Consider the following 428-nt stretch of genomic DNA (forward strand, 5'->3'; position numbering starts at 1 on the left):
CGAAGCCTTGTTCGAGGTTGAGGCCTGCGTCGGCATAGCGGTAGGCGGGGGAGTCGCCGGTGCGCGGCACGATGGCATAGCGCACTGGCAGGATGGGGATGCGTGCACTGCAGGCGGGACCAGAGGTGGCACTGCTGACGGAGGCTCCGCTCATGCGCGCTTCCTTTTGGTTGAACGCGCTGGGGCTTCCTCGAACGCTTCTGGGGGCGGTGGCGCCGCTCGGACGTTGAACAGGCGGCAGATGCCGTACCAGCAGATAGCGACGGTGAGGTTATAGGGGAACAGCACGGCCCAGAACGGCAATTGCCAGTTCTTTTTGCCCTGCATTTCACCGGGCTCGCCGGTTCGCCAAGGCGCATAGTGTTGCCAGGCTTGCGCTGGGGTTAGGCAGATGGCGTGCAGTGGCTTGTGCCACCAGTTGGGTTCGC

At 64.3% G+C, this 428-nt stretch carries 1 pseudogene; it reads right to left on the bottom strand.

The features are described 5' to 3' along the window. Positions 1-150: 150 nt before the first annotated feature. Positions 151-428 (bottom strand): annotated as a pseudogene (locus tag DM807_RS27560) (hypothetical protein); the annotation flags it as partial.

The sequence above is a fragment of the Pseudomonas hunanensis genome (genome assembly GCF_013393325.1).
GTDB lineage: Bacteria > Pseudomonadota > Gammaproteobacteria > Pseudomonadales > Pseudomonadaceae > Aquipseudomonas > Aquipseudomonas putida_P.